General features: G+C 70.7%; 22 protein-coding genes. 6 read left to right on the top strand and 16 right to left on the bottom strand.

Annotated features, from left to right (window positions below; genetic code table 11):
• Positions 1–62: 62 nt before the first annotated feature.
• Positions 63–4,544: an FtsK/SpoIIIE domain-containing protein gene (locus CP976_RS25190; RefSeq protein ID WP_150485492.1), complete on the bottom strand. Its 4,482-nt coding sequence runs from the start codon at positions 4,542–4,544 to the stop codon at positions 63–65.
• A 97-nt stretch (positions 4,545–4,641) separates the two neighbouring features.
• Positions 4,642–6,987 carry a serine/threonine-protein kinase gene (locus CP976_RS25185; RefSeq protein ID WP_150482414.1) on the bottom strand — a complete coding sequence of 782 codons (2,346 nt, stop codon included), beginning with the start codon at positions 6,985–6,987 and terminating at the stop codon, positions 4,642–4,644.
• A gap of 108 nt (positions 6,988–7,095) precedes the next feature.
• Between CP976_RS25185 and CP976_RS25180 the strand changes: the two genes are divergently transcribed.
• Positions 7,096–7,761, top strand: coding sequence for a hypothetical protein (locus CP976_RS25180; protein ID WP_150482413.1), 666 nt, complete (start codon positions 7,096–7,098; stop codon positions 7,759–7,761).
• Here the strand turns inward: CP976_RS25180 and CP976_RS25175 are convergent.
• Positions 7,676–9,427: a serine/threonine-protein kinase gene (locus CP976_RS25175; RefSeq protein ID WP_150482412.1), complete on the bottom strand. Its 1,752-nt coding sequence runs from the start codon at positions 9,425–9,427 to the stop codon at positions 7,676–7,678. The genes CP976_RS25180 and CP976_RS25175 overlap by 86 nt on opposite strands.
• A 91-nt stretch (positions 9,428–9,518) precedes the next feature.
• Positions 9,519–10,367, bottom strand: coding sequence for a menaquinone biosynthetic enzyme MqnA/MqnD family protein (locus CP976_RS25170; RefSeq protein ID WP_150482411.1), 849 nt, complete (start codon positions 10,365–10,367; stop codon positions 9,519–9,521).
• A 320-nt stretch (positions 10,368–10,687) separates the two neighbouring features.
• Between CP976_RS25170 and CP976_RS25165 the strand changes: the two genes are divergently transcribed.
• The 3 genes from CP976_RS25165 to CP976_RS25155 all read left to right on the top strand — a co-directional run bounded on the left by CP976_RS25165 (position 10,688) and on the right by CP976_RS25155 (position 12,201).
• On the top strand, positions 10,688–10,891 hold the full coding sequence (locus CP976_RS25165) for a cold-shock protein (protein ID WP_003992177.1): 204 nt from the start codon (positions 10,688–10,690) through the stop codon (positions 10,889–10,891).
• Between the two features lie 139 nt (positions 10,892–11,030).
• On the top strand, positions 11,031–11,282 hold the full coding sequence (locus CP976_RS25160) for a glycine zipper domain-containing protein (protein ID WP_150482410.1): 252 nt from the start codon (positions 11,031–11,033) through the stop codon (positions 11,280–11,282).
• Positions 11,283–11,541: 259 nt separating this feature from the next.
• Positions 11,542–12,201 carry a class I SAM-dependent methyltransferase gene (locus CP976_RS25155; protein ID WP_150482409.1) on the top strand — a complete coding sequence of 220 codons (660 nt, stop codon included), beginning with the start codon at positions 11,542–11,544 and terminating at the stop codon, positions 12,199–12,201.
• 22 nt (positions 12,202–12,223) lie between these two features.
• On the opposite strand, the gene kstD is transcribed toward CP976_RS25155, so the two are convergent.
• From kstD to CP976_RS25135, 4 genes are all read right to left on the bottom strand, one after another.
• On the bottom strand, positions 12,224–14,014 hold the full coding sequence (kstD, locus tag CP976_RS25150; RefSeq protein ID WP_150485491.1) for a 3-oxosteroid 1-dehydrogenase: 1,791 nt from the start codon (positions 14,012–14,014) through the stop codon (positions 12,224–12,226).
• A gap of 109 nt (positions 14,015–14,123) precedes the next feature.
• Positions 14,124–15,215, bottom strand: coding sequence for a sugar ABC transporter substrate-binding protein (locus CP976_RS25145; protein ID WP_167537413.1), 1,092 nt, complete (start codon positions 15,213–15,215; stop codon positions 14,124–14,126).
• A 138-nt stretch (positions 15,216–15,353) separates the two neighbouring features.
• A complete protein-coding gene (locus CP976_RS25140; RefSeq protein WP_373304913.1) occupies positions 15,354–17,237 on the bottom strand; it encodes an AMP-dependent synthetase/ligase in 1,884 nt (627 codons plus the stop codon).
• A 267-nt stretch (positions 17,238–17,504) separates the two neighbouring features.
• The gene (locus tag CP976_RS25135) at positions 17,505–18,788 is read right to left on the bottom strand and encodes an acetyl-CoA C-acetyltransferase (RefSeq protein ID WP_150482406.1); all 1,284 of its coding nucleotides are present in this window, start codon (positions 18,786–18,788) and stop codon (positions 17,505–17,507) included.
• A 94-nt stretch (positions 18,789–18,882) separates the two neighbouring features.
• Here CP976_RS25135 and CP976_RS25130 point away from each other — a divergent pair, with 94 nt between their 5' ends.
• Together CP976_RS25130 and CP976_RS25125 are read left to right on the top strand one after the other, a co-directional pair.
• Positions 18,883–20,190: a 3-oxoacyl-ACP reductase gene (locus CP976_RS25130; protein WP_150482405.1), complete on the top strand. Its 1,308-nt coding sequence runs from the start codon at positions 18,883–18,885 to the stop codon at positions 20,188–20,190.
• On the top strand, positions 20,190–21,035 hold the full coding sequence (locus tag CP976_RS25125) for a MaoC family dehydratase (protein WP_150482404.1): 846 nt from the start codon (positions 20,190–20,192) through the stop codon (positions 21,033–21,035). The genes CP976_RS25130 and CP976_RS25125 overlap by 1 nt, the downstream gene beginning before the upstream one ends.
• Here the strand turns inward: CP976_RS25125 and CP976_RS25120 are convergent.
• From CP976_RS25120 to CP976_RS25085, 8 genes are all read right to left on the bottom strand, one after another.
• Entirely contained in the window at positions 21,023–21,712 is a 690-nt protein-coding gene (locus CP976_RS25120) for a TetR/AcrR family transcriptional regulator (protein ID WP_150482403.1), read from the bottom strand. The two genes, CP976_RS25125 and CP976_RS25120, sit on opposite strands and share 13 nt — an antisense overlap.
• A gap of 77 nt (positions 21,713–21,789) precedes the next feature.
• Positions 21,790–23,091 carry a dicarboxylate/amino acid:cation symporter gene (locus tag CP976_RS25115; protein ID WP_150482402.1) on the bottom strand — a complete coding sequence of 434 codons (1,302 nt, stop codon included), beginning with the start codon at positions 23,089–23,091 and terminating at the stop codon, positions 21,790–21,792.
• A 62-nt stretch (positions 23,092–23,153) separates the two neighbouring features.
• The gene (locus CP976_RS44510; protein ID WP_330219385.1) at positions 23,154–23,231 is read right to left on the bottom strand and encodes a putative leader peptide; all 78 of its coding nucleotides are present in this window, start codon (positions 23,229–23,231) and stop codon (positions 23,154–23,156) included.
• A 164-nt stretch (positions 23,232–23,395) separates the two neighbouring features.
• Positions 23,396–23,701 (bottom strand): DUF4229 domain-containing protein, encoded by a 306-nt coding sequence (locus tag CP976_RS25110; RefSeq protein WP_150482401.1) that lies wholly within the window; start codon positions 23,699–23,701, stop codon positions 23,396–23,398.
• A 103-nt stretch (positions 23,702–23,804) separates the two neighbouring features.
• Positions 23,805–24,329, bottom strand: coding sequence for a GNAT family N-acetyltransferase (locus tag CP976_RS25105; protein ID WP_150482400.1), 525 nt, complete (start codon positions 24,327–24,329; stop codon positions 23,805–23,807).
• A 16-nt stretch (positions 24,330–24,345) separates the two neighbouring features.
• Positions 24,346–24,996 (bottom strand): UdgX family uracil-DNA binding protein, encoded by a 651-nt coding sequence (locus CP976_RS25100; RefSeq protein ID WP_150482399.1) that lies wholly within the window; start codon positions 24,994–24,996, stop codon positions 24,346–24,348.
• Between the two features lie 93 nt (positions 24,997–25,089).
• On the bottom strand, positions 25,090–26,253 hold the full coding sequence (gene mqnE / locus CP976_RS25090; protein ID WP_150482398.1) for an aminofutalosine synthase MqnE: 1,164 nt from the start codon (positions 26,251–26,253) through the stop codon (positions 25,090–25,092).
• Between the two features lie 38 nt (positions 26,254–26,291).
• Complete coding sequence (locus tag CP976_RS25085; protein WP_020270479.1) at positions 26,292–26,747, bottom strand: Lrp/AsnC family transcriptional regulator; 456 nt, start codon at positions 26,745–26,747, stop codon at positions 26,292–26,294.
• Positions 26,748–26,766: the final 19 nt, after the last annotated feature.

Genomic DNA, 26,766 nt, shown 5'->3' with positions numbered 1-26,766 from the left:
CAGAAAAAACTGCGGGCCCCGCCTGAAAAGGCAGGGCCCGCAGTCTCGTGATTGGCCCTCGGTCAGCCGTTCATCACGGCTTGAACCGGCACGAACGCCCCGCCAGTCACGAACAACCCACTGCCGGCTGCCCCGCCCCCACTGTTCGCAGGCAGCCGGATGCCGAACAGTTCGCCGTCCGACGTGCTTTGCGGTGTCAGCAGCATGCCGTTGCGGGACTTGCGAGCCTCGACTGCGAAGCCCCGGTACTGGCTGGACAGTGAGTCCGTCGTGCCGGCGGCGAGCAGGCCCACGCCGCCATCGGCCCCCTTGCGGATGACGCCTTCCAGGGGCTCGTCCAGCGGCGCGTCGTAGAGAAGTTCGGCGTCGTCGACCACGACGACGTACGGACGTCCGCCGAGCTGTTCCTGAAGCTCTTCCAGGTCGCCCTCCGAGCTTTCCGCGTTGAGCATGCCGAGGACTCCCTCTCGGCCCTCGAGATCCCGCAGCGGGGACCGGCGAGGTGTCACGACCACCAGAGGAGTGCCTGCTCGCAGAAGAGACTCGGCGGCGCACAGCAGTGCAGTCGAACGTCCGGACTTCGGCGGGCCCGCAATCACAAAACCGGGTCCGTTCTCCTCCAAGTCGATGCCGATGGGGTGGAGTTCGTCGCCTCCAACGGCGACCAAGGCCCACAACGGCGACGGCGGCACGAAGTCCGGGTCCAGGGCCATCGCCTCCGACGCTGTGATGCGCGCCGGCAGAGCGTCGACGCGCAGGGGGCGGCGGCCCACCGGGACACGGCCGTAACGCGTTCGCGCCTCCTCCGCGATCTCGCGGAGCGCGCGGACCTGGGCCTGGCCGGCCGGGTCCGGCGCCAGCAGTCCGATCTGCGTCTCGTCCACGCCCGTGTCCGTGATACGCAGGGCGCGCCCGGGCGGCATGTTCTTCGGGACCTCGCGGGCCTGGAGACCGGCCGTTGAATAGTCGTTCGGGTCGGCGAAGCGCATGACGAGTCGGTCGGAGAAGGCCGAGGAGACGTGACCGCTCAGACCACTGCGGTCGGCCGTCATGACGACCTTCAGGCCCGCTGCGGATCCCTCACGGAAGAGTCTCTGGGCCGCTTCCAGCAACTGGCCGTAGTTGTAATTCTCGAAGGTCGACGCGAAACCTTCCCAACTGTCCAGGAGCAGCACCATCCAGGGCAGGCGCTCCTCCGGGGAGGCTCCCGCGCGCTGTTCCGCCGCGCTCGACGCGCCCTCCATGGCCAGTAGTTGCTGACGGCGGGCAACCTCCGCCTGGAGGCGCTGGATCAGCCTTCGGACCCGGTCCGGCTCATCGCGTGTCACGACGGCACCGACGTGCGGCAGACGCACCAAGGGCAGCAGGGCATTGGAGCCGCAGTCGATGGCATAGACGTGCACATCGTGCGGGGATGTGTTCCGGGCCAGCGAGCCGGCGAGCGTGCGCAGTGCCGTCGAGCGGCCGGAGCGAGCGCCACCGAGCAGCAGGGTGTGCTCACCGTGCACCAAGTCCAAGGACACCGGCATGCGGGTCTGCTTCGCCGGCAGGTCGACCAGGCCGTACGGAATGGGAGCCACGTCGTCGCCAGGGGTGGTGGCCGGTGCGCCACCGTACGTGGACAGTTCGTCCAGCGTGACGGACTCCGCCAGCGGCGGAAGCCACGGGCTGCGCTGTTCGCCGAAGCCCATCCGTTCCGCACCGTCGCGCACCGCGTCCACAAGAACGGCCAGGTCGGTGACCATCGTGCCGTCGTCCTCGGCCTCTTCCCGCTTGGGCAGAGGCCGAGCGTAGGCGTTCCAGGGCAAGGGCACGAGCGTGGCCTTCGGCCCCGTCTGCCCCGTGGCCGGGCGACGGCCACCGATACGGGCCGACTGGACACCGACCAGGGACTGGGCGCCGGAACGGACGTACATACGACCTGGCGTCGACTTCGAGATCGCGCCCGAGTCCGGTGCGTCGATGACGTCCATCGACTCGGCGGCGTCCGTCACCCGCAGAGCGATGCGGAGGTTGGTGTTGGCCCGGATGTCGGCGCTCACCACACCCGCGGGACGCTGCGTCGCGAGAATCAGGTGCACGCCGAGGGAGCGGCCTCGGCGTGCGATGTCGACCAGTCCCGCGATGAAGTCGGGCAATTCAGCGACCAGGGACGCGAACTCGTCGATGACCAGGACGAGCCGGGGCATCGGCTCCAGTTCGGGACGGAGCTTACGGGTGTCGTTGTAGTCCTCGATGTCCTTGGCGGCGGCGTCGAAGAGGATCCGCTCCCGGCGATGCAGCTCGGCGGCGAGCGAGGCGAGGGCCCGCTCGGTCAAGTGGGCGTCGAGGTCGCTGACCATGCCGACGGTGTGCGGCAGGCGAGCGCAGTCCATGAAGGCGCTGCCGCCCTTGTAGTCGATGAGGACGTAGTTCAGGGCGTCGGGGCGATTCGCCACCGCCAGCGAGGCGATGATCGTCTGCAGGAGCTCCGACTTACCGGCACCCGTCGTACCGGCGACCAGGGCATGCGGCCCGTCGCGGCGGATGTCCAGGACGAAGACCCCGTCGGCGGCGATACCGATGGGTGCGGACGTCGTCGAACCACCCGCCTGCCAGATGCGCTCCACGTCGACGCCCGCCGGGTTGGGCATGTTCAGCAGGTTCAGCAGTCGGGCCGAGGTGGGCAGGGCGGAATCCGCGTCGTCACGACTGACATCGCGGATGGGGGCGAGGGACCGGGCCAGGAGTTCACACCACTCGTAAGGCACCTGGTCGGCGAGGACGTCACCGACAGCCTCCAGGCCGTAACCGCGCACCCGGACGTGGTGGGCCGCGTCGGGCGACCACGCCACTACGGCTTTGCACTCCTCGGGAAGCAACCGCTCGTCCTCGTCGATGCAGAGGGCGAAGATCCCGTACTGCGGGCCCTCGGTCAGCAGTTGGGGGACGCCGGGTACGCGGCGCAGCAACCGCGCCCCGTCGAGAATCAGAAGCACGTTGGCGTCCGGATACAGCTGGCCTGTCATGCTGTGCTGCTCGCGGGCCGCCTTGCGTCGGGCCAGCTCGTTCAGCAGCTCGTTGACTCGGCGGCTGATGCCCTCCGAGTCGAAGCCGACCAGAGCGACACAGTCCTGTCCCTCATCGGGGTTGGTGTGGGGCAGCCAGTGCGCCCAGTGCCACTCGGCACCGGCGGCGGGGGTCGCGGCCAGCGACACCAGTGACAGATCTCGGGGGCTGTGCAGCACGGCGGCCTGCACGCTCAGCCAGCGCGCCGTGGCAAGGGCGCGGGCGCGGTCCCCCGCGATGCCGACCACGCCGAGCCGCGCAAAGGGCAGGGTGACGGGAACATCCGGAAGGGTCGGCGGCTCCGGGGGCTCCTCGTCGTGCGACGTGCCACCGCGTGCGAAAACGAGTTCCACGTCGGAAGGCAGGCCGCCGACCCCGATACGCAGTTGCATCGCGTCCGGGTCGGTGAGGCGGCGCTCCCACAGACGGCGACGGGGGCCGGTCGCGTAGAGGAGGATCTCGGCCGGGTCGGGGTTGTCCTCGCGCCGGGCGCGCTGTTCTTCCTTGCTGAGGGTGACGAGTTCGGCCTCATAGGCCGCGAGGTCCTTCTTGTACTGCTTGAGGGACGTCTTGTGCTTCTTCTTGCCCTCGCGGTTCTCACTGATCCACTGGCCCAGCATCATGAGCGGGCTCATCAGACAGAACAGCAACATGTAGATCTGCTTGGTGAAGAAGTACATGGCCAGCCCGAACAGCATGGGCATGAAAGCCATGATGAACTGGAAACGCGCGCGGTCCCCCTTGGTGGGGGGTACCGGCACGGCCAGTCTCCGCCGAGGCCGCAGCGGCGACAGCCGAGGAGGGCGGTTGTAGGCGAGACCGCCCTCGCTCATCGGAGCCAGGTGCGCGTCCGGCTCGGCCACCCTGTCGAGCACGAGCAGCGAGTCGCCGACCCGTACGACACCGCCGAGCGGCCAAGGAGTCCCCGATGTCATCGGGTCGTCGTTCAGCCGGATGTCGGCGCCGGCCTCCGGCGTGAGCATGACGTTGCCCTGGAGATCGATCGTCAGCCGGAGGGCGATCGGCGGCAGTGAGGCATCCGGCAACGGCAGCGAACACGTGGGTGCCGATCCCGCGGTGGCCGCGCCGACACCCAGCCGGACCACCCGCCCGGAACCGGGACCGCCGGCCACCCGCAACTCGTACTGTCCGACTGGCTCGCCCTTGCGCAGCAGCGGGCCTATCGAGCCGTCGACTGAGACGCGCATGCCGTCCCGCAGGACGCCGGCCGCCGGTGCCGCCGGCTCGCACAGCACACCATCGGCCCACAGCGCCGGCGCTCCGGTCACCGCTGTCCCGTAGCCGGGCAGCGAAGCCAGTGAGGTGCCGGGCATGGCGACGACGTTTCCCGTCCCACCGCCATGCGGGGCGCCGATTTGTCCGACGGCCTGCGCCAGCACCTCCGCGACATCACCTGCCGTGGCGGTGTCGTCGGCTGTGATGACGACGTCCTCCGGCTCACCGCCTTCGCGTACGACCGTGACCAGCATCCGCATGGTGGTCATCCTCCCCGTCGGCCCCTGTGGCCACGTTCGTTAACTTCAGCTAACGGAGACTATGGCAGTCCCCGAACTCGTCCCCCAGCGCCCCGGCTCAGACTGCCGGCATCGCGTATATCTCCGGCCCGTTCGTCACCAACAGCCGGTTTCCGGCGTGGGCTATCTGCCACGGAGCGCCGGAGTCCTTGTCGTCGGTCCATGTCCAACGCACTTTGCCGCTCTTGGCGGCAAGGGCGATGACACCCCCCGACAGGGGCCCGGAGGCGCAGTACAGCGTCGTGCCGACCCTCACGAAGCTCTCCGGCCCGCCACGATCCTGGTCCTCACACAGCCAGAGCCGCTTGGCGCTCTTGACGTCGACGGCCCATATGCCGCGGTCGTAGTCGCTGACATAAAGCACTCCGTCGATGACGGCGGGGTTGTTGAAGCCGCGACGTCCCTTGGGTGAGAGCGTCCACCGTGTGCTGCCTGTCTCCGCGTCGACCGCCGTGAGCTTCTCGCCGGGAAGAAAGACGAGGCCGTTCGCGACCGTCGGCTGCCAGGCCCAGTCGTCGCCGATCTTCTGAGTCCACAGCTGGTCACCGGTTGCGGTGTCGCGCACGGTGAGGTTGTAGTTGGAGTCCGTGTAGACGAGGTACTTGCCGGCGACCGTGCCCTGGACGTCGTAGTCCTTCGTGCCCCAGTCGCGGTGCTGCAGCCACACCTTTCTGCCGGTGCTGTGACTGACCGCGGCGACCGCAGTGCGGTACTCGGTGGCGCTCGCGGCTCGGGAGTAGTCGGTCACCGTGACGTAAACGTTCTTGTCGTCGATGGCGATGGTGCCCTCGATACCGAGCTGCTTGCCGAGGCGGCTGCGCCACACCTCCCCGCCGGTCTTCACGTCACGCGCGACGAGGACTCCCTCGGCGCCGCCATCGGTCAGGAACACCTTGCCGTCACGGAACAGGAGCTGGGAGCCAGGAGCACAGACGTCAGGCTTTGACCAACGGGCCTTCCCGGTCTTCACGTCGTACGCCACCAGAGGATCGCCGCTGACCAGGAGCAGGCCGTCATGGATGAGGAGCGGTACGTCCGTGGTGGTGCTGTCCTCCGCCGCCTGCTCGTGCCACAGAGGCTGGGGGGCGACTCCGGCCGGCGGGGTGGTGAAGTTCTCCTCGACGGGCTGCGCGGAACCGCCGACGCCACTCCTGCCGGTCGCCGTGCCGGAGGGGTCACCGTCCTGGCCGAGCCACCAAGCGGCGGCCCCGCCCGCCACAGCCACGGCGGTGGCACCGCCGAGCGCGAGACCGAGGACGCGGCGGCGGGAGGGAGCGGCGGTGGCGAGGGCTGGCGTGGTCGTCCCGTGTCCCGGGGTCTGCGCGTCACCCGGCGGTGTGGCGTAGCCGGGCATCGGGGTGCCGTAGGCAGCCGCAGGGGTGCCGGCATGCCCCGAGGCCGCCGGGTACCCGTACCCCGGCGTCGGTGTGCTCGACGACGCCGCCGTCCCACCCGCCATCGCCGGTGCGGGCCCGAAGGACGCAGCGATCGGAGTCTGAGGTTGCTGCGGTGCCTCCAAGTCCAGGATTCCGGCCGCATGCGTGGCAATCGTCGATGCCACCGCCGACGGCAGCCAGTCGCTGAGGACACCCTCGACGCCCTGGGGTGCGAGTGCCGTCACGATCTCCGAGGGCTCCGGGCGATGCGCCGGGTCCTTCGCGAGACATGCGCGCACGAGCCCCAGCAGTTGCTGCGGTACGCCCTCCAGATCGGGCTCGCCATGCACGACCTGATAGAGCAACGAGGCGTGCGAGACGGCTCCGTGACCGAACGTGCCCCTGCCGGTCGCCGCAAACGCGAGCACGGCACCCAGCGAGAAGACATCACCCGCCGCACCGACATCCTTACCGAGCGCCTGCTCCGGTGACATGTAGCCGGGTGAGCCGACCACGACTCCCGTCTGTGTCATACGGTTTCCGTCCACCGCGCGCGCGATTCCGAAGTCGATGACGCGCGGGCCGTCTGCCGCCAGCAGGACGTTCGACGGCTTCAGGTCCCGGTGGATCAACCCCGCCGCGTGAACCTCTTGGAGGGCGGCGGCGAGGCCTGCGGCCAGTGCCCGCACGGTCCGCTCCGGCAACGCACCGTGCGCGGCGACCACGTCCGTCAGATCCGGACCGAGCACGTACGACGTCGCCAGCCACGGCAGCGGCGCATCTGGGTCGGCGTCCACGACAGGTGCGGTGAAGCGGCCGGAGACTGCCTTGGCTATCGCGACCTCGTGCCGGAAGCGGTCACGGAAGTCGCCATCCGCTGCCAGGTCCGGACGTACGACCTTCACGGCGACGGTACGGCCACCGGGTGAACGGGCCAGGTAGACGCGGCCCATGCCGCCGGCGCCGAGTCTTCGCAGGAGACGGTAAGTGCCCAACTCCGTCGGATCGTCCGGCTGCAGCGTCTCCATTTGTGGGCCTTCCCCGTGTCACGCGTTGTGGTGTGCTGATCGCGTCTGATGGTGTTCGCTATCGCAGACACAGTAGTGACCGCTTGAGCAAGGCGAGAGTCAGGGGCCATGAGGGGTAGTTCGGCGAAGCCGAAGCGGAAAAAGGCGGCCGGGGCCGCGCTGCGGTACGAGCACCGGCCCGGTCGGCCCGCCGCCGAGCGGCCGAAGACACCGGACTGGGGATGTGCCGTGGGTTGCGCGGTGATCCCCGGTGTCTTCGTCCTGCTGACGCCGCTGTACTTCTTCGACATGTACTGGGGCCATGACCTCTGGGGCGGCCTCGCTCCCGCGTGGCCCGGCGGGGCGTACGCCTTCGCCGCGAGTGTCGGTGTCCTGGTACCGCTGGTCTTCCTCGCCTGGGTCTGGCCCCTGACCCGCATGAACTGGAAGAAGAGCAAGCCGCGTTCGCTGGCCTGGGCGGTCGCCTCCCTGCCCGGGCTGGCGGCGGGGTACCTCGTCGCCGGGGTGATCATGACGACCACACGGCCCAAGCGGCGCCGCGACTGGGACTACGGCTGCTATCGCGAGGGCGGGCCCTGCTGGGTGCATGTGCACTACCCGTACCTGTGGGTCGTCGGTCTCGTCGCCACCCTCGCCGCGGCCGCGCTGCTGATCACCTTGTTCTTCAAGTACGGCGGCCGGTCTTCCGCTACCGCACCCTCGACATCCGAGCCTGAGGACGCCCCGAGTCCTCGCTCTCCGACCGGTACTGGAGGTCGTCGCCCACCGGCGTGAGGCGCACGGTCGTGGGGGCCGGGTTGCAGCCGCTGTGGTTGGTCTTCGCGCCGACCGACGTCGCGACGAGCTCCTTCTTCGTCACCTGCTTCAGGGTCAGTACGTCGACGCAGACGCCGCCGATCTGGTCGGTCTGGCGCAGACGGCCCAACTCCTGGCCGACGGCGACCCGTTCGACGGTGATCCGGAACGTGCCGAGGGGCAGCCTGCCGTCGAGGGCGATGCCCTGGCCCTCCCAGGTGCCGAGGTAGGCGGCGGGCACCACACCGGAAGGGGCGGTGCTCGCGGTCGCCGCGGGTGGGGAGCCGGGGCCCGCGCCGGAGTCGCTCGTGTCGTCGTCGGAGGTCCGGTCCGGCAGCAGGTCGAAGACGAACACCGAGCCGATCGTCACGGCCGCCATCGCCCCCGCGACCGCCAGCGCCACGGTGCAGCTCAGCCGCCGCACCCGCCCGCCGTCCTCCGGCGCGGACGTGGCCGCCACGGAGACGGAGACCTTGCCGGGGCGGCGGCCGGCGGGCGCGGTGGTGTTCCGCGGGTCGCCGTCCCGGGGTGGGGGTACGGCGGCGGAGGGGCCCGTGAGCGCGGGCATCACCGGCGGTGGACCGAACACGCCGGCGCTCGCGGCCCCGGCCGTCCCCGTAGCCGATGGCCCCACTGCCCGCGCCGGAGTCGATGGCCCCACTGCCTGCGCCGGACCCTCCGCCTCGACCGCGGCCACGGACGGGCTGCTGAACCCGACCGGCCCCGACAGCCCCACGCCCTCCGAACCCGTCGCCTCCAGGTTCAGCAACTGCACGGCGCTCCGGCTGACCTGCTCCACCAGCGCCCCCGGCAGCCACCCGCCCGCCACCAGCCGGGCCGCGCCGTCGGGGGCCAGTTGCCGGGCCACCTCGGCGGGGGCGGGCCGTGCGCCCGGGTCCTTCGTCAGGCAGGCCGCCGTGAGCTCGCGCAACTGCCCGTCCAGGCCACCGAGTTCCGGCTCCTCGTGGACGACCTTGTAGAGCAGGGACGCCGAGGAGTCGCCGGGGAAGGGCGGTTCGCCGGTCGCCGCGTACGCCAGGACCGCGCCGAGCGAGAAGACGTCCGCGGCGCCTGTGACGCCCTTGCCGAGGATCTGCTCGGGCGACATGTAGCCGGGCGAGCCGATCGACACGCCGGTGGACGTCAAAGACGCCGTACCGTCCGTGGCCCGGGCGATCCCGAAGTCGATCAGCAACGGCCCGTCGAGCGTGAGCAGTACGTTCGACGGCTTCACGTCCCGGTGGACCAGGCCCAGCTCGTGCACCGCCGCCAGCGCCTCCGCCAGCCCCGCCCCGAGCACCCGTACGGTGTGGGCCGGCAGCGCGCCGCCCTCGGCGACCGCGGCCGACAGCGAGGGGCCCGCCGCGTACGCCGTCGCCACCCAGGGCACCCGCGCGTCCGGGTCGGCGTCCAGGACGGGTGCCGTCCAGGCGCCGCCGACCCGTCGGGCGGCGTCGACCTCGCGGCGGAAGCGGGCCCGGAACTCCTCGTCCAGGGCGAAGTGCGGATGGACGATCTTCACGGCGACCGTACGGCCGCCGGCGCTGCGCCCCAGGTAGACCCGGCCCATGCCGCCGGAGCCCAGCCGGCCGAGCAGCCGGTAGGGCCCCACGACGGTGGGTTCGTCGACTTCGAGCGGCCGCACGGCGTCACCCCTCCCCCGTAGGCGCGCGCAGGCCTCGCCGGCCCCCGTACGCGCGCTCCCCCAGCAGAGTAGTGCGGGAGCACCGGCCCGCTCATGGCTGGAGCAGGTCCACCTTCACGTCCGCGGGGAAGCCGGTCGTCGGGCCGACGCGCCGGGCGAACTCGGCGACCGCCTCCAGCTGCGGGCCGCCGAAGCGGAAGTCGAGCGTCGTGAAGTACTGGGCGAGGGTCTTCTCGTCGAAGTCCTCCCAGCGGGCGGCCTGCTCGGCGACCTTGTCGACCTCTTCCAGGGAGAGGTTGCGGGAGGCGAGGAAGGCCTCGTGCACCTTGCGCGTGAGGACCGGCTCGCGCTCCAGGTAGTCGCGGCGTGCCGCCCAGACCGCGAAGACGAACGGCAGCCCGGTCCACTCCTTCCACAGCAGGCCCAGGTCGTGCACGTCCAGGCCGAAGCGCGGGCCGTCGAGCATGTTCGCGCGCAGCGCCGCGTCGCCGATGAGGACGGCCGCCTCGGCCTCCCGCATCATCAGGCTGAGGTCGGGCGGGCACGTGTAGTAGTCGGGCCGTACCCCGTAGCGCTCGGCGAGGAGCAGCTGGGCGAGGCGGACGGAGGTGCGGGAGGTCGAGCCGAGGGCCACGCGGGCGCCGTCCAGCCGGTCCAGCGGGACCTGCGAGACGATCACGCAGGACATGACCGGGCCGTCGCAGCCGACGGCGATGTCGGGGAAGGCGACCAGTCGGTCGGCGTGCTTGAGGAACTCGACCAGGGTGATCGGGGCGATGTCGAGCTCGCCCTGCACCAGCTTCTCGCTGAGCTTCTCCGGGGTGTCCTTTGTGAGCTCGAAGTCGAGGAGCGTGCCCGTTCTGGCGAGCCCCCAGTACAGGGGCAGGCAGTTCAGGAACTGGATGTGGCCGACGCGCGGCCGGGTGCGAGGATTGTCCACATCGTGAGGCTAGCCCTCTTGGCGTACGGGCCCGCGCCCGGCCCCGCGGTGGGCCCGTGACCGGCGGCCGGCGCGCTCTCCGCCAGTCGGCGGAGCGATGTTCAAACATTCGGGTGACGTGATCTTGACCCCTATTGCATTCCGGGGACTGCGTGCTAGGCTCATCGCAAGTTGCAGTTTGGTTTCCCTTGCAGTACAGAGCCTGCGGAGCATGTGACCGCGGGCTCTCGTCATTCTCAGACGTATGCAGTTGTGCAGAATTCATCTTCACACTTGCTGGTTCTGGAGCAGGGCAACCCTTTTGGGCCCAAGGAGGGCTTATGGCTACCGGAACCGTGAAGTGGTTCAACGCCGAAAAGGGCTTTGGTTTCATCGCCCAGGAGGGCGGCGGCCCCGACGTCTTCGTCCACTACTCCGCGATCAACGCGAGCGGCTTCCGCTCTCTCGAGGAGAACCAGCAGGTGTCTTTCGACGTCACGCAGGGCCCGAAGGGCCCGCAGGCTGAGAACGTCACGCCGGTCTGATCAGTAGTACCCAAGGAGCCCCGCGCCGTCAGGCGACGGGGCTCCTGCCTTTCTCCCCACACGTGCCTCCCTATGCCCTTCCTTACGCCCCGGTGAATTCCCGGCGAATTCCGCCCGTGGGGCGTGGGAGGATGCCCGGATGGAGAGAGACCCGGAGCACGACGGGGAGACCGGCGGCACCCCCAGCCCTGCGGACAAGCGCCTGGCATCGGGCCTGTCCCTCGGCCTGTCCATCGGCACGGCGGTAGGACTCGTCCTCGGCCTGACCGTCTTCGACAACATCGGCCTGGGCCTGGCCCTGGGCCTCGGCCTGGGAACGGCGATCGGCGCGGGGGCCGGGCTCGGGGGACGGCGGGCGGGCGAGGACCGCGGGGACGGGCCTACGCAGTAGGGCTGGGGCGATGGGCCTGCGCGGCAGGACCGCAGCCGACAGGCCCCCACAGCAGGACCGCAGCCGACAGGCCCCCACAGCAGGACCGCAGCCGACAGGCCCCCACAGCAGGACCGCGGCCGACAGGCCCCCACAGCAGGACCGCGGCCGACAGGCCCGCACAGCAGGACCGCGGCCGACAGGCCCGCACAGCAGGACCGGGGCGGCGGGCACTCGTGGTGCGGCCGGCGGTGTCAGTCCCTCGCCATATGGTCGGGCCATGACCGAAGCCGACTTCCTGACCGAGACCCGTGTCTTCTACGACGCCGTGGCGGAGGACTACGCCGTCCACTTCAGTGACCCGCCCGTGGCCATGCCGTTGGACCTTGGACTGCTGTACGGGTTCACGGAGCTCGTGGGCGAGGGGGGCGAGGTCGCCGACCTCGGGTGCGGGCCCGGGCGGGTGACCGGGTACCTGGCGTCACGAGGGCTGTCCGTGTTCGGGCTGGACCTGTCGGAGTCGATGCTCGCGATCGCCCGGCGCGAGAATCCCGGTCTGCGGTTCGAGCAGGGCTCGATGCTGGAGCTGGACCTGCCCGACGGCTCGCTCGACGGGGTCGTCTCCTGGTACTCGACCATCCACACCCCGCTCGACCGGCTGCCGGACGTCTTCGCCGAGTTCGGCCGCGTCCTGCGGCCCGGAGGGCATCTGCTGCTCGGCTTCCAGGCCGGTGACGAACCCCGTCGCTACGAAGAAGCCTTCGGGCACCAGGTGGCGCTGGACTTCCGGCGGCGGCAGCCGGAGCGGATCGCCGCCCTGCTGGAAGCCGCCGGTTTCGTCCTGCGCTCCCGTACCGTCCGCGAGCCCGACGAGGCACTCGGGGAGCCGGTCCGCCAGGCGTGCCTCGTGGCCCGCAAGCCGCCGGAGCCGATTTCCTAGCCGCCCCCCTGCAACACCCCCCCTACAACACCCCCGCGGCATCCCTCGCCGCGATGTACCCGAAGGTCATCGCCGGCCCGATGGTCGAGCCCGCGCCCGCGTAACTGCGGCCCATCACCGCCGCGCTGGCGTTGCCCGCCGCGTACAGGCCTCGGACCACCGAGCCGTCGGGGCGCAGTACGCGGGCCCGGGCGTCCGTTCGCATGCCGCCCTTCGTGCCGAGGTCGCCGGGGACGATGCGGAACGCGTGGAACGGGGGGAGCCGGAGGGGTGCCAGGCAGGGGTTCGGGAGGACCGACGGGTCCGTGTAGTAGTGGTCGTAGGCGCTGTCGCCGCGGTGGAAGTCGGGGTCCTCGCCCCGCCGCGCCTGGGAGTTGAAGCGGTCGACCGTCGTCCGCAGGGCGGCCGGCGGGACGCCGATCGACGTGGCCAGGGCGTCCAGGGTCCAGGCCTTGTGCGCGGCGCCCGAGTCGTACCAGTCGTCGGGGAAGGGCAGGGCCGGCAGGACGTCCTTGAAGAGGTACCGGTTGCGGTAGTTCTGGTCGACGATCAGCCAGGACGGGATGGCCGGGTCCGTGTCGTGGACGTCGTACATGGTGTGGACGACGTCGCTGTAGGGCGCGGCCTCGTTGACGAAGCGCCTGCCGGACCCGTTCACCAGCAGGCCGCCGGGGAGGGTGCGTTCGGCGAGGCAGAAGTACGGCTGACCGGGGACCGGGATCGCCGGGCCCCACCAGGCGTCGTCCATCAGGTCGAGCGCCGCGCCGAGCCGCTCCCCCGCCCGGATCCCGTCGCCGGTGTTCTCCTTGGCGCCGACCGTCCAGTCCGTGCCGATGGGCTGTCGCTGGTAGCGGTCGCGCATCGCCGCGTTGTGCTCGAAGCCGCCGGAGCCGACGATCACGGCCCGGCGGGCGCGGATCAGGCCGGGGGCGCCGTCGCGGGCGACCACGGCTCCGGTGACCGTGCCGTTCTCGACGTGCAGATCCGTCAGGGGCGTGTTCAGCCACACCGGAACGCCGGCCGACCGCAGTCCCGCGCGCAGGCCCGCCGCCAGCGACTGGCCCATGGTCAGCGGCTTCTCACCCCGCAGGGCCGCCGCCGTGCCCCGCGCCAGGCACTGTGCCGCCACGGCCGCCCCCTTGGCGTTCACCGCGGCCAGAGCCAGCCACTTGTAGTCCGCGCTGAAGACCACCATGCCGGCGGGGACGTCCATGTACGGCGGGTTCAGACGGGCCAGTTCGGCACCGAGGATCCTGCCGTCGAGCTGGTCGGGCTCGATGGAGCGGCCGTTCGCCAGGCCGCCGGGCAGTTCGGGGTAGTAGTCGCTGTAGCCCTCCATCCAGCGGAAGCGCAGGGGGCTGTGGGCCATGACGTAGGAGATCGCCGCCGGGCCGTGGGTGAGGAAGGCCCGCTGCCGGTCGGCGGGGACCTCCGGGCCGACGACGGCGGCGAGGTAGGCGGCGGCCTTGGCCGGGGTGTCGGGGACGCCGGCGGCGAGGATCACCGGGTTGTTCGGGATCCAGATCCCGGCGCCGGAGCGGGCGGTCGAGCCGCCGAAGGTCGGGGCCTTCTCCACGACGACGCAGCTCAGCCCCTGCCCGGCGGCGGTCAGCGCGGCGGTCATCCCGGCCGCGCCGGAGCCGATGACGACGACGTCGTACGTGCCGAGCGGGGGTAAGTCGGCGGCGTGGGCGCCCTGGTGCACTCCGGCGGCGACCGCGAGGCCGGCACCCGCGGCGCCGGCCAGCACGCGTCTTCGGGAAGGGGGACCAGGACGGCCGGCACGGGAAGCAGCGGGTGGTGCGGAGTTCATGTCAGTGGTCATGACGTCTCCAGCGCGACGGGACACCTCAAGGGGTGGGGAATGTCGCGCGGGCACCTCGCGAAGTCAAGAGCCAGGCTCTGATACCGCGTTGGAGCTTCTAGTCGAGGCCGATCGCCGCGCAGTCCGCCTTGTACTTCGCTGTGCAGATGTCCTTGACCGTGTAGACCCCGTCCGTGATCACCGTCTCCTTGATGTTGTCCTTGGTGAGGGCGACCACCGGCACCAGCATCGCCGGGATGTCCTTCGCCGTGGGGCTGTCGACGGTCTCCCGGGTCAGCGCGGCGAACTCGATCGTGCGGCCCTGGACCTTGGCCACCGCGATCTTCGCGGCGTTCGTCGCCTCCAGCAGGAAGGACTTGTACACGGTCATGTACTGCTCCCCCGACACGATGCGCTGCACCGCGTCCAGGTTGGCGTCCTGTCCGGTCACCGGCGGGATCCTGGAGGCGCCCGCCTCCTCCAGTGCCTCGATGACGGCGCCCGCCATGCCGTCGTTGGCGGAGTAGACGGCGGCGATGTTGTTCAGTCCGACGGTCTGGATCGCCTTCTTCATGTTCGCCTTGGCGATCGAGGGCTTCCACTCCTTGGTGTCGTACTGCTGGACGATGTCGACCGCGCCCTGGAGCTCGCTGAGCGCGCCGGTCTTGAACCGTGCCGTGTTGGGGTCGGCGGGGTCGCCGTTCATCATGACGACCTTGCTCTTCTCGGCCTTCTCACCGAGCTCCCCGACGATGGCGCGGCCCTGCACCTGTCCGACGAGTTCGTTGTCGTGGGAGACGTACGCGTCGATCGGGCCCTCGGCGAGCCGGTCGTAGGCGATGACCGGGATGCCGGCGTCCTTGGCCTTCTTCACGTCCGAGGCGATCGTCTTGGAGTTCAGCGCGTCCACCAGGATGACGTCGACCTTGTCGTCGATCATCTGCTGGAACTGCTCACTCTGTCTGGACACACTCGCCTCGGCGTTGGCGTACTTGACCTTGCCCTGGTCATCGGTGAGGGAGGCGACCTCCTCCTTGATCAGGGGGTAGTCGAACTTCTCGAAGCGTGCCGTGTCCCGGTCGGGCAGCAACAGGCCCACCGTGATGTCGTTGCCCTTCTTCACGTCCGTGGAGTCGTCACTCCCGCCGCCGCAGGCGGTGAGGGACAGGGCCGACACGGTGACCGCCAGGGCTATGGAGAGGGGACGCACAGCGGGCCGACGGGTGGTACGCGCTTTCACTGGTGGTGCCTTCCGATGGGGGGAGCATCGCGACGAAGTGGCTAGAAAGCCAACGTGCAGACGCCTTGTGGCGTCAAGAACCCCGTGTGAAGAGATCGCAAAGGTGCCTCACCGCGTGTACAGACCCTCCACTTCCGCCGCGAAGGAGCGCATCACCGCCTCGCGGCGGAGCTTCATCGACGGGGTGAGGTGGCCCGCCTCCTCGGTGAAGTCCTCGGGGAGGATCGCGAAGCGGCGGATGGACTCCGGGCGGGAGACCATCTTGTTGGCCTCGTCGACGGCACGCTGGATGACGGAGCGGAGTTCCTCGTCGTCGACGAGGAGTTTGGGCGGCACGGGGTGTTTGCCGTTCATCTGGCGCCAGTGGCTGATGCCGTCCGGGTCGAGAGTGATCAGGGCCGAGACGAAGGGACGGCCGTCGCCCAGGACCATGCACTGGGAGATCAGGGGGTGGGAGCGCAGCCAGTTCTCCAGGGGTGCCGGGGCGACGCTCTTGCCGCCCGCGGTGATCAGCAGTTCCTTCTTGCGGCCGGTGATCGTCAGATAGCCCTCGTCGTCCAGTTCGCCGATGTCGCCGGTGGCGAGCCAGCCGCCGGGGGCGGCGGGTACGACGCCGCCGGCCTGGGGGTCCCAGTAGCCGCGCAGGACGTGGTCGCCGGCGAGGAGGATCTCGCCGTCGGCGGCGATGCGGACCCGGGTGCCGGGCAGGGGCCAGCCGACCGTGCCCAGGCGGGGTTTCAGGGGCGGGGTGACGGTCGACGCGCCCGTGGTCTCCGTCAGGCCGTAGCCCTCGAAGATCTCGATGCCCGCTCCGGCGTAGAACGCGGCGAGGCGGCGGCCCAGGGGCGAGCCGCCGCAGATGGCGTAGCGGACCCTGCCGCCCATGGCGTTGCGGATACGGCGGTAGACCAGGGGGTCGTAGAAGACCCGGGCGGTCCTGAGGGCGCGGGAGGGGCCTGGGCCGGTGCCCGTCTGCTGGGCCTCCATCGCCTCGCCGTAGCGCTGCGCCACCGCCGCCGCGCGGTCGAACGACGTCACCCGGCCGGCCGCCTCGGCCTTGGCGCGGGCCGAGTTGAAGACCTTCTCCAGCATGTACGGGATGGCGAGCAGACAGGTCGGCCGGAAGCTCGCCAGATCCGGGAGCAGGTTCTCCGCCTTGATGCTCGGCGCGTGGCCCAGCCGTACGCGGGCGCGGACGCAGGCGATCGCCACCATGCGCCCGAAGACGTGGGACATGGGCAGGAACAGCAGGACCGATGCCTCTTCGCTGGTCCTGGCCCGGAAGACGGGGTAGAGGAGCTCGATCGCGTTGTCGACCTCGGCGAAGAAGTTGCCGTGGGTGAGCGCGCAGCCCTTGGGGCGGCCCGTGGTGCCCGAGGTGTAGACGAGGGTGGCGAGGGTGTCGGGGCCGAGCATGCCGCGCCGCACCTCCACCTCCTGGTCGGAGAGGTGGGCGCCGGCTTCGGCCAGCCGGTCCACGTGGCCCTTCTCCACGACCCACATGTGCTTCAGGTCGGGCAGGCGTTCGCGCTCCGGGCCGAGTGCGGCGGCCTGCCCCGCGAACTCGGTGACCAGAGCGACAGCGCCGGAGTCCTGGAGGATCCAGCGGGCCTGGAAGACGGAGGAGGTGGGATAGACGGGGACGGTGACCAGACCGGCCGCCCAGGCCGCGAAGTCCAGGACCGTCCACTCGTAGATGGTGCGGGCCATCACGGCGATCCGGTCGCCGGGCATCAGCCCTTCGGCTATCAGCCCTTTCGCGACGGCCAGCACCTGGTCGGCGAACTGCGCCGCCGTGACGTCGCTCCAGCGCCCGTCGGCGTCCTTGCGGCTGAGCGCCACGCCGTCCGGGTTCGCGCTCGCGTTGTCGAACGGCAGGTCGGCGAGCGACCCATGGGTCCACGGCGGCGCCAGCGGCGGTACGGACGCCTCTCGCACCGCCCCGTCGAGCCGCCGTGTCTCGGGCTCGACCAGGACCGGTCCGCCGTACATGTCACCGTAGGCGGAGGAGGGATGGACAGTGGACACGGGCGGCTCCTGGGGCGCGCAGCGAAGGAACTGCTTGCTGCGATACGTACGTGCCTCGCACGCCGAGGCGCTCAACCGGTTGAATCCCCAGAAAGGGGTTACTGCCGGTAGGAACGGGATCGTACGGGCCTCACGTGGCGGGTTTGTGCGGGTTCGGGGATGGTCCGGAGCCAGGCCTGTGCATTCTCGGGGGTTACGTGAGGGTGCTTCAGGTTCGGTGCACCGTCACCCTCAGGCCCGCTCCAGGATCGCCGTCACCCCCTGCCCGCCCGCCGCGCAGATGGAGATCAACCCGCGGGCGGGCGCGTCGCGTTCGGCGAGCAGCTTGGCCAGGGTCGCCACGATCCGGGCGCCGGTGGCCGCGAAGGGATGGCCGGTGGCGAGGGACGAGCCGGCGACGTTCAGCCGGGCGCGGTCCACCGTGCCCAGGCCCCGCTTCTCCCAGGCCGCGAGCGTCGCCAGCACCTGGGAGGCGAAGGCCTCGTGGATCTCCACCAGGTCGAAGTCGGCCAGGTGGAGTCCGGCCCGCTCCAGCATGCGCGGGACCGCGTACGCGGGGGCCATGAGCAGCCCGTCCTCGCCGCCGGCGACGTCTCCGCCGACGAAGTCGACGGCCGCCGTCTCGTACGCGGTGAGATACGCCAGCGGCTCCAGGCCGCGTCGGCGGGCCCACTCCTCGCTCGCCAGCAGCACGGTCGCCGCCCCGTCCGTCAGCGGGGTCGAGTTGCCGGCCGTCATGGTCGGGTCGGGGTGGTCGAGGCCGAACACCGGCTTCAGCGAGGCGAGTTTCTCCGCGGTCGAGCCGGGGCGCAGGTTCTGGTCACGGGCCAGGCCGCGGAAGGGGATCACCAGGTCCTGGAAGAAGCCTCGTTCGTACGCCGCCGCCAGTCGCTGGTGACTGGCCGCCGCCAGTTCGTCCTGCGCCGCGCGGCCGATGCCCCAGGCGCGGGCGGTGACGGCGGCGTGTTCGCCCATGGACAGGCCGGTGCGCGGCTCGGCGTTGCGCGGGATGTCGGGGACGAGGTGGCCCGGGCGCACCTTCGCCAGGGCCTTCACGCGCCCGCCCAGCGACTTCGCCCGGCGGGCCTGAAGCAGGATGCGGCGCAGGGAGTCGTTGACGCCCAGGGGCGCGTCGCTCGCCGTGTCGGCGCCGCCCGCGACCGCCGACTCGGTCTGGCCGAGGGCGATCTTGTTGGCGGCGGCGATGACGGCCTGGAGTCCGGTGCCGCAGGCCTGCTGGATGTCGTAGGCGGGGGTGGCCGGGTGCAGCTTCGAGCCGAGGACCGTCTCGCGGGCCAGGTTGAAGTCGCGGCTGTGCTTGAGGACCGCGCCGGCGACGAACTCGCCGACCGCGCCCGGCCCCTGGAGGCCGTGCCGCTCGACCAGGCCGTCGAGGGCGGCGGTGAGCATCTGCTGGTTGGAGGCGGTGGCGTACGGGCCGTCGGAGCGGGCGAACGGGATGCGCGCTCCGCCGACGACCGCCACGCGCCGCACCGACATCTTCTGGGGGCTCATCTCGACCCGCTCCTCGTCTGTGACGTAGCCTTACCTACGGTAACCTTACTCCAGAGTAAGCAAGTGTGAGCAGTCATCCGAGCTGGGAGTCGCCATGGCCGACCGCTATCTGAGCTTCACCGCCACCGGGCCCGGCCGCTTCCTCACCCGTCGGCTCGGCCTGCCCCAGCCGGCGGCGCTGACCCGCTGGTCCCCCGAGCGGCCCGCTCTCGACGGCGGCCTCCGCCACCTCACCGCCGGCAGGTCCGGCCTCGACCTCGCCCCGGTCCTCGCCCGTACGGGGATCGGCCCGGCCGGGTCCGGCCGGGCGGCGGCCGTCGTGCTGGACGCGAGCGGGGTGCGGGACGTCGAGGGGCTCGCCGAGGTGCACGCGGCCCTGCACCCCGTCGTACGGTCGGTCACCGCGAGCGGAAGGGTGGTCCTGCTCGGCGCGCCGCTCGACCCCGCCGACCATCACCAGGCCGCCGCCCAGCAGGCCCTGGAGGGCTTCACGCGCTCCCTGGGCAAGGAGATCGGCCGGGGCAGGACCGTGAACCTGGTCCGGCTCACGGACGCACCGGCCGCGGAATCCACCCTCCGCTTCCTGCTGTCGCCCAAGTCGGCGTATGTGAGCGGCCAGGTGATCGAGGTCGGGGCGGGAGAGGAAGCCGCCACGCCCGTCGACCGGGACCGCCCCCTGGCCGGCCGCACCGCCCTGGTCACCGGTGCCGCGCGCGGCATCGGCGAGGCCGTCGCCGAGACGCTCGCCCGGGACGGGGCCCGGGTCGTCGTCCTCGACGTGCCGCAGGCCGGGCAGGACGCCCGGCGCGTCGCCGACCGGCTCGGCGGCACCGCGCTGCTCCTCGACATCACGGCCGCCGACGCGGGCGCGCGGATCGCCGAGGCCCTGCCGGACGGCCTGGACCTGCTGATCCACAACGCGGGCATCACGCGCGACCGGCGACTGGTGAACATGCCCGCCGAGCGCTGGATGCCGGTGCTGGAGGTGAACCTGGCGAGCGTGCTGCGCACGACGGACGCGCTGCTGAAGGCGGGGACGCTGAACCGGGGCGGCCGGATCGTGGCGACCGCCTCGATCGCGGGCATCGCCGGCAACGCGGGCCAGACCAACTACGGGGCGAGCAAGGCGGGCATCGTCGGCCTGGTCCGCTCCCTCGCGCCGCGCGCGCTCGCCGAGCACGGGGTGACGGTCAACGCGGTCGCGCCGGGCTTCATCGAGACGAAGATGACGGCCGCCGTCCCGCTGTTCATCCGCGAGGCGGGCCGCCGCATGAACTCCCTCGCGCAGGGCGGTCTGCCGGCCGATGTCGCCGAGACCACCGCCTGGCTCGCGCACCCGGCCTCGGGCGCGGTCAACGGGCAGGTCGTACGCGTATGCGGCCAGAGCCTGCTGGGGGCGTGATGGCCGACGCCGCTCTCGTCCTCACCGGATCCCCCTCCCTCGCCCCGCTCCTCGCGCGCGGTGCCCTGCTGTCCCCCTTCAAACGCCCGGCCCCCGACGCGCAGTTCCCGCGCACCCGGCTCGTCCTGCCCGCCCTGCGCGTCGACCTCGCGCGGCTGGCGGCGTACGAGCGGGTCTGCGGGTTCCCGACCGGGGACGACGCGCTGCCGCCGACGTATCCGCACGTGCTGGGTTTCCCCCTGGCCATGCGGCTGATGAGCGGCCGGGACTTTCCGCTGCCGCTGCTGGGACTCGTCCACACGTCGATCACGATCACCCGGCACCGGGCGATGCCGGCCACCGGGGCGTACGAACTCACGGTGCACGTCGAAGGGTTGGCGCCCCACCGGCGCGGCACCGAGGCGACCGTCGTCACCGAGGTGCGGGAGGGCGGGGACGTCGTATGGGAGTCGAGGAGCACGTACCTCGCCCGGCACCGCACGCGACGGCCCGCCGGGGCTCCCCGGGAGGAGGTGCGCAAGCCGCTGCCGGCCGTGGCCGAGTGGCGGCTCGCCGAGGACGTCGGACGGCGGTACGCGGCGGCGTCCGGCGACCGCAACCCGATCCACCTCCACCCGCTCACCGCCCGCCTGTTCGGCTTCCCCCGGGCCATCGCCCACGGCATGTGGACCGTCGCCCGCTGCCTCGCCGCACACGGCACGCCGGACTCCTGCCACGTACGCGCGCGGTTCCGGGCACCGGTCCTGCTGCCCGGGACGGTGACGTACGCGGCGCAGGACGGCCGGTTCGAACTGCGGGGCCGGGAGGACCGCCTCCACCTGACGGGGGACCTCTACTCCACCTGAGCGCCCGCCTGCTCCTCCGCCTGAGTCCCTGCCCGCTCCTCCGGCGGTGACCAGGGCCGCCCCGCCATGAGGTCGCCCAGCCCCGCCCAGGCGAAGTTCATCATCGTGGCCGCGGCCTGGCGGGACGTGACGCCCGGGGTGGCGTTGGCCCAGGCGGCGAGCGACTCGGCGGCGCCGACCAGGGCCTCGGCGAGGCCGGCGACCTCGCGTTCCGGGAGGTCGGGGTCGCGGTGTGCCTCACGTGCGGCGGCGAGGATCAGCTGTGTCACGAACGCAACGATCTCCTCGCGCATCGCGGCGACTTCGGAGGCGAAGGGCTCGCCGTGCGTACGGGCCTGGAGGTGCAGGACCGCCCAGGCGTCCGGGGTGCGCGCGGTGTGCGCGAAGAACGCGCCGAGCCCTTCCCAGAGTTGCCGGTCGGCGGGCACATCGGGCCGGACACCGGCCCGCACGGCCTCGACGAGTGCCTTGGCCTCGCGGCGGATGCAGGCGGTGAAGAGGTCTTCCTTGGAGTTCAGGTACAGGTAGACCAACGGCTTGGACACGCCCGCGAGTTCGGCTATCTCGTCCATCGACGCGGCCATGTACCCCCGTTGTCCGAAGATCTGCACGGCGGCGTCCAGCATCTGCTGTTCACGGACCGCACGCGGCATCCGCTTGGTCTTCACGGCACCCATACCGCTTAGCGTACGGTCCCCCCGGCCGGCCCCCGGCCGGGAAACCGGAGGAGGGCCGACCGGGGGGCATCGGCGCGTCAGGCCGCGGCGGGGACCTGCTCGGGCCGGGCCTCACGCCGCTCGTCCAGGGAGGAGCCGTCGGCCGTGGCGTAGGCCTCGCGGTCGAGCAGGTTCTCGCGGGCGGAGACCAGGACCGGGATGAGGGCCTGACCGGCGACGTTGGTCGCGGTGCGGATCATGTCGAGGATCGGGTCGATCGCGAGGAGCAGGCCCACGCCCTCCATCGGCAGGCCGAGGGTGGAGAGGGTGAGGGTCAGCATGACCGTCGCGCCGGTGAGACCGGCGGTGGCGGCGGAGCCGACCACCGAGACGAACGCGATCAGCAGGTAGTCGCCGACACCGAGCTGGATGTCGAAGATCTGGGCGACGAAGATCGCGGCGATGGCCGGGTAGATCGCGGCGCAGCCGTCCATCTTGGTCGTCGCGCCGAACGGCACCGCGAACGACGCGTACTCCTTCGGCACGCCGAGCCGCTCGGTGACCTTCTGGGTGAGCGGCATCGTGCCCACGGACGAGCGGGAGACGAAGGCGAGCTGGATCGCGGGCCAGGCGCCCTTGAAGAACTGGACCGGGTTGACCTTGGCGACGGTCGCGAGCAGCGTCGGGTAGACGCCGAACAGCACGATCAGGCAGCCGACGTAGATGTCGGCGGTGAACGTCGCGTACTTGCCGATCAGGTCCCAGCCGTAGGTGGCGATGGCGTTGCCGATGAGGCCGACGGTGCCGAGCGGGGCGAGCCGGATGACCCACCACAGCGCCTTCTGGAGCAGTTCGAGGACGGACTCGCTGAGGGCGAGGATCGGCTGGGCCCTCTCACCGAGCTGGAGGGCGGCGATACCGGCGACGGCGGCCATGAAGACGATCTGCAACACGTTCAGCTCGGTGAACGGCGTGATGACGTCGGTCGGCACGATACCGGTCAGGAAGTCGATCCAGGAGCCGGTGTCCTCAGGCTTCGCACCGTCCTTGGGGGTGAGACCGGTGCCGGCGCCCGGGTTGGTGAGCAGGCCGATGACCAGGCCGATGCTCACCGCGATCAGCGACGTGGCCATGAACCACAGGAGGGTGCGCGAGGCCAGGCGGGCCGCGTTGTTGACCTTCCGCAGGTTGGTGATCGAGACCAGGATCGCGAAGAAGACGAGCGGGGCGACGGCGAGCTTCAGCAGGCCGATGAACGTGTCACCGACCTTCTCCAGGGTGGTGACCAGCCAGGACAGGTCCTGGCTGCGGGCGAGCCAGCCGAGCAGCACACCCAGGACGAGACCGGCGATGATCTGGGCCCAGAAGGGCACCTTGAAGGATTTCGTGTGTGAGGACACGGAATGGCTCCGTTGAGGGACGCGTAGGGACTGACGTGGGAGACGACGGGGGTTGCGTTACGTCAGGGACGACAGGTAGCGGACGCGCACCGACAGAGATCCACGTGCAGGCGCGCCACGAGCGGAACGCTCAGGGGCATGGGGGGCGCGACTGCTGACTTCATGACACCGACCTTAACACCTGAACTTTGAGGACCTCAAAGCCTGGCTTTGACAGGCTGAAACGCGAACCCACCCACACATGACAAAGCGCCCCGTTTCCGAGCAAGTACGGAAACGGGGCGCTGTACGCCTGTACGGGACTTTACGAGGCCTGGGTCTGGCCCTGCGCCCGGGAGGTGTCGTCGGCGTCGTCCTCCTGGCTGCGGTTGGCCTCCATGCTGGCCTTCATCCGGTCCACCCGCTGCACGATCTGCACGGACGCCCGGTCCCGCTCCTTGCGCAGCACGACGAAACTGATCGGCGCGGAGAACAGCAGGGCGAGCATGACGATCCACAGGCCGTTGCTGGCGCCGAGGCCGCGCGGGGCGAGGCCGGAGTAGACGAGGCCCCAGACGACCACGAGGCAGCCTGCGAAGATCCCGAGGCGCATCAGCGTGTAGCGGAGCATCTCAATCCACTCTTCCGGTTCGAACGGCCAGAACGCACCCAAAGGGGCACCGTCCAGTGAAGCACGCCGGGGCGCCGATCTTGCAGGGGGGTGCGAAGCGGGCTCATGCGAGCGGCAGCAGCATGATGACGTCGTCCCGGTCGTCGCCGGGCGCCACGCGGATCGCGCCGGGGACGCGGCCGACCTCCTTGTAGCCGCAGGACTCGTAGAAGCGCTCCAGGCCGACACCGCCCCGGCAGGTGAGGCGGATCGTCTCGATGCCGTCGAGGCCACGGGCCGCGTCGGCAGCCGCGGCCAGCAGGTCACGCCCGTAGCCCTTGCCCTGATGACGCGGGTGCACCATCACCGTGTACAGCCACAGCCAGTGCGTCATCAGGTGGTGCGTGTTGAAGGTGAGGAACGCGGTCGCCGCGACCCGCCCCTCCTCGTCGTGCCCGACGAGCAGCCTGACCCGCCCTTCCGCCATCAGCGCGAAGTGCTGCACCAGCGAGGGACGGATGTCCTCCCGTGTCACCGGCGGTACGAAGCCGACGGCCCCGCCGGCGTTGGAGACGTCGGCCCACAGGTCGAGGATGCCGTCGCGCAGGTCGGGTGTGACGGCGGGATCCAAGGTGAAGGTAAGGGGCATGGATGGATTGTAGCTATTACGCCAGTACCTGCGCCGCCACCTTCAGGTCCGACAGCAGCCCCCGGTACGCCGCCTCCCGGTCGTCCGCCCGCAGCACCGACGACGGGTGCACCGTAGGCACCAGCCGCTCCGGCCGGCCGTGGATCTCCTCCTCCAGCACCGTGCCGCGCACCTGCGTGACCCGGAAGGAGGACCCGAGCAGCGCCTTCCCGGCGGTGGCGCCCAGGACGACGATCAGCTCCGGTTCCACGACCGCGAGCTCCGCGGCCAGCCAGGGCCCGCACGCGGTCATCTCCCGCAGGGTGGGCGCCTTGTGGATGCGGCGCTTGCGCGGCTCGGCCTGGGTGAACTTGAAGTGCTTGACCGCGTTGGTGACGTAGGCCTCGGAGGGGTCTATCCCCGCCTCCTCCAGCGCACGGTCCAGGAGCCGCCCGGCGGGCCCGACGAACGGCTTCCCCTGCCGGTCCTCCTGATCCCCGGGCTGCTCCCCCACGAGCATGACGCGAGCGTCCTTGTTCCCGTCCCCGAACACGGTCTGGGTGGCATCCCGGTGCAAGGGACACCCCCGGCACTCGGCAGCGGCCCGCCGCAGAGCGGTCAACCCACCGCGACCGGGAACGAACGGTTCAGCGGTATAGGCGTCCTCAGGCGCCTTGGTGGCAACCATGCCCTCCGGGTACCCCACCTAGGGGCGCGGGACCCTGTCGATATGCGGCTCCGCCGCGGGGCGCGACCAGCCCCCACACACCCGCGCCCGCGATCAGACCCGCATCGGCTGCGGCGCTTCACGCAGCTCCGGGTCGGGCCCGTCATACTCCCGAATGATCTCGTACCGCGTATTCCGCTCCACCGGCCGGAACCCGGCATCGCGAATGAGATCCAGCAAGTCCTCACGGGTCAACTTGTTCGGCGTACCGAAGTTGTCCGCGTCATGCGTGATCTTGTACTCGACGACCGACCCGTCCATGTCATCGGCGCCGTGCTGAAGCGCGAGCTGCGCGGTCTGCACACCATGCATGACCCAGAACACCTTGACGTGCGGAACGTTGTCGAACAACAACCTCGACACCGCGAAGGTCTTCAGGGCCTCGGCACCGGTGGCCATCTGGGTCCTCGCCTGAAGGCGATTCCGCACCTTGCCGTCCTGCACGTCGACGAAGTCGTGCTGGTACCGCAGCGGAATGAAGACCTGGAAACCCCCGGTCTCGTCCTGCAGCTCACGCAGCCGCAGCACGTGATCCACCCGGTGCCGCGGCTCCTCGATGTGGCCGTACAGCATCGTGGCGGGGGTCTTCAGACCCTTCTCGTGCGCGAGCCGGTGGATCCGGGACCAGTCCTCCCAGTGGGTCCGGTGGTCCACGATGTGCTGCCGGACCTCCCAGTCGAAGATCTCCGCACCACCGCCGGTCAGCGACTCCAGCCCCGCGTCGATCAGCTCGTCCAGGATCTCGGACGCGCTCATCCCGGAGATGGTCTCGAAGTGGTGGATCTCCGTCGCCGTGAAGGCCTTCAGCGAGACGTGCGGCAGCGCGGCCTTCAACTCCCGCAGCGAGCGCGGGTAGTAGCGCCACGGCAGGTTCGGGTGCAGCCCGTTGACGATGTGCAGCTCGGTGAGGTTCTCGCCCTCCATCGCCTTCGCGAGCTTGACGGCCTCCTCGATGCGCATCGTGTACGCGTCCTTCTCCCCCGGCTTGCGCTGGAAGGAGCAGTACGCGCAGGAGGCCGTGCACACGTTGGTCATGTTGAGGTGACGGTTGACGTTGAAGTGCACGACGTCGCCGTTCTTGCGCGTGCGCACCTCGTGTGCGAGGCCGCCGAGCCAGGCCAGGTCGTCCGACTCGTAGAGCGCGATGCCGTCCTCACGGGTCAGCCGCTCACCGGAGCGGACCTTCTCCTCCAGCTCGCGCTTGAGCCCGACGTCCATGTGCACACCTTTCTCCGACAGCCCGACCAACCGTACGCCTACACCTCTTCGGGCAGCTCCCCGACCCGGTTCTCCCACTTGGTGGACAGAACGATGGTCGTACGCGTCCGGGACACGCCCTTCGTGCCACTGAGCCGCCGGATGATCTTCTCCAGGCCGTCCACGTTCTCCGCCCGTACCTTGAGCATGTACGAGTCGTCGCCCGCGATGAACCAGCAGTCCTCGATCTCCGAGAGGTCCCGCAGCCGCTGGGCCACGTCCTCGTGGTCGGTGGCGTCGGAGAGCGAGATACCGATGAGTGCGGTGACGCCGAGGCCGAGCGAGGCGGCGTCGACGGTGGCCCGGTAGCCGGTGATGACACCGGCCGCCTCCAGCCGGTTGATGCGGTCGGTGACGCTCGGTCCCGACAGTCCGACGAGGCGTCCCAGCTCCGCGTAGGAGGCCCGGCCGTTCTCCCTCAGGGCCTGGATGAGCTGCCTGTCCACCGCGTCCATTGCGATCGAAGCCTTCCGC

It is taken from the genome of Streptomyces coeruleorubidus (assembly GCF_008705135.1).
In the GTDB taxonomy this organism is placed as follows: domain Bacteria; phylum Actinomycetota; class Actinomycetes; order Streptomycetales; family Streptomycetaceae; genus Streptomyces; species Streptomyces coeruleofuscus.
The sequence above is the reverse complement of the archived record's forward strand: the minus strand, read 5'-3'. Positions and strand labels throughout refer to the sequence as shown.

Bases quoted from the DNA above. Each gene is read 5' to 3' on its own strand.
- CP976_RS25190 (WP_150485492.1), bottom strand. From the start codon at position 4,544: ATGCGGATGCTGGTCACGGTCGTACGCGAAGGCGGTGAGCCGGAGGAC.
- CP976_RS25185 (WP_150482414.1), bottom strand. From the start codon at position 6,987: ATGGAGACGCTGCAGCCGGACGATCCGACGGAGTTGGGCACTTACCGT.
- CP976_RS25180 (WP_150482413.1), top strand. From the start codon at position 7,096: ATGAGGGGTAGTTCGGCGAAGCCGAAGCGGAAAAAGGCGGCCGGGGCC.
- CP976_RS25165 (WP_003992177.1), top strand. From the start codon at position 10,688: ATGGCTACCGGAACCGTGAAGTGGTTCAACGCCGAAAAGGGCTTTGGT.
- CP976_RS25160 (WP_150482410.1), top strand. From the start codon at position 11,031: ATGGAGAGAGACCCGGAGCACGACGGGGAGACCGGCGGCACCCCCAGC.
- CP976_RS25155 (WP_150482409.1), top strand. From the start codon at position 11,542: ATGACCGAAGCCGACTTCCTGACCGAGACCCGTGTCTTCTACGACGCC.
- kstD (WP_150485491.1), bottom strand. From the start codon at position 14,014: ATGAACTCCGCACCACCCGCTGCTTCCCGTGCCGGCCGTCCTGGTCCC.
- CP976_RS25140 (WP_373304913.1), bottom strand. From the start codon at position 17,237: ATGTACGGCGGACCGGTCCTGGTCGAGCCCGAGACACGGCGGCTCGAC.
- CP976_RS25135 (WP_150482406.1), bottom strand. From the start codon at position 18,788: ATGAGCCCCCAGAAGATGTCGGTGCGGCGCGTGGCGGTCGTCGGCGGA.
- CP976_RS25130 (WP_150482405.1), top strand. From the start codon at position 18,883: ATGGCCGACCGCTATCTGAGCTTCACCGCCACCGGGCCCGGCCGCTTC.
- CP976_RS25125 (WP_150482404.1), top strand. From the start codon at position 20,190: ATGGCCGACGCCGCTCTCGTCCTCACCGGATCCCCCTCCCTCGCCCCG.
- CP976_RS25120 (WP_150482403.1), bottom strand. From the start codon at position 21,712: ATGGGTGCCGTGAAGACCAAGCGGATGCCGCGTGCGGTCCGTGAACAG.
- CP976_RS44510 (WP_330219385.1), bottom strand. From the start codon at position 23,231: ATGCCCCTGAGCGTTCCGCTCGTGGCGCGCCTGCACGTGGATCTCTGT.
- CP976_RS25110 (WP_150482401.1), bottom strand. From the start codon at position 23,701: ATGCTCCGCTACACGCTGATGCGCCTCGGGATCTTCGCAGGCTGCCTC.
- CP976_RS25105 (WP_150482400.1), bottom strand. From the start codon at position 24,329: ATGCCCCTTACCTTCACCTTGGATCCCGCCGTCACACCCGACCTGCGC.
- CP976_RS25100 (WP_150482399.1), bottom strand. From the start codon at position 24,996: ATGGTTGCCACCAAGGCGCCTGAGGACGCCTATACCGCTGAACCGTTC.
- mqnE (WP_150482398.1), bottom strand. From the start codon at position 26,253: ATGGACGTCGGGCTCAAGCGCGAGCTGGAGGAGAAGGTCCGCTCCGGT.
- CP976_RS25085 (WP_020270479.1), bottom strand. From the start codon at position 26,747: ATGGACGCGGTGGACAGGCAGCTCATCCAGGCCCTGAGGGAGAACGGC.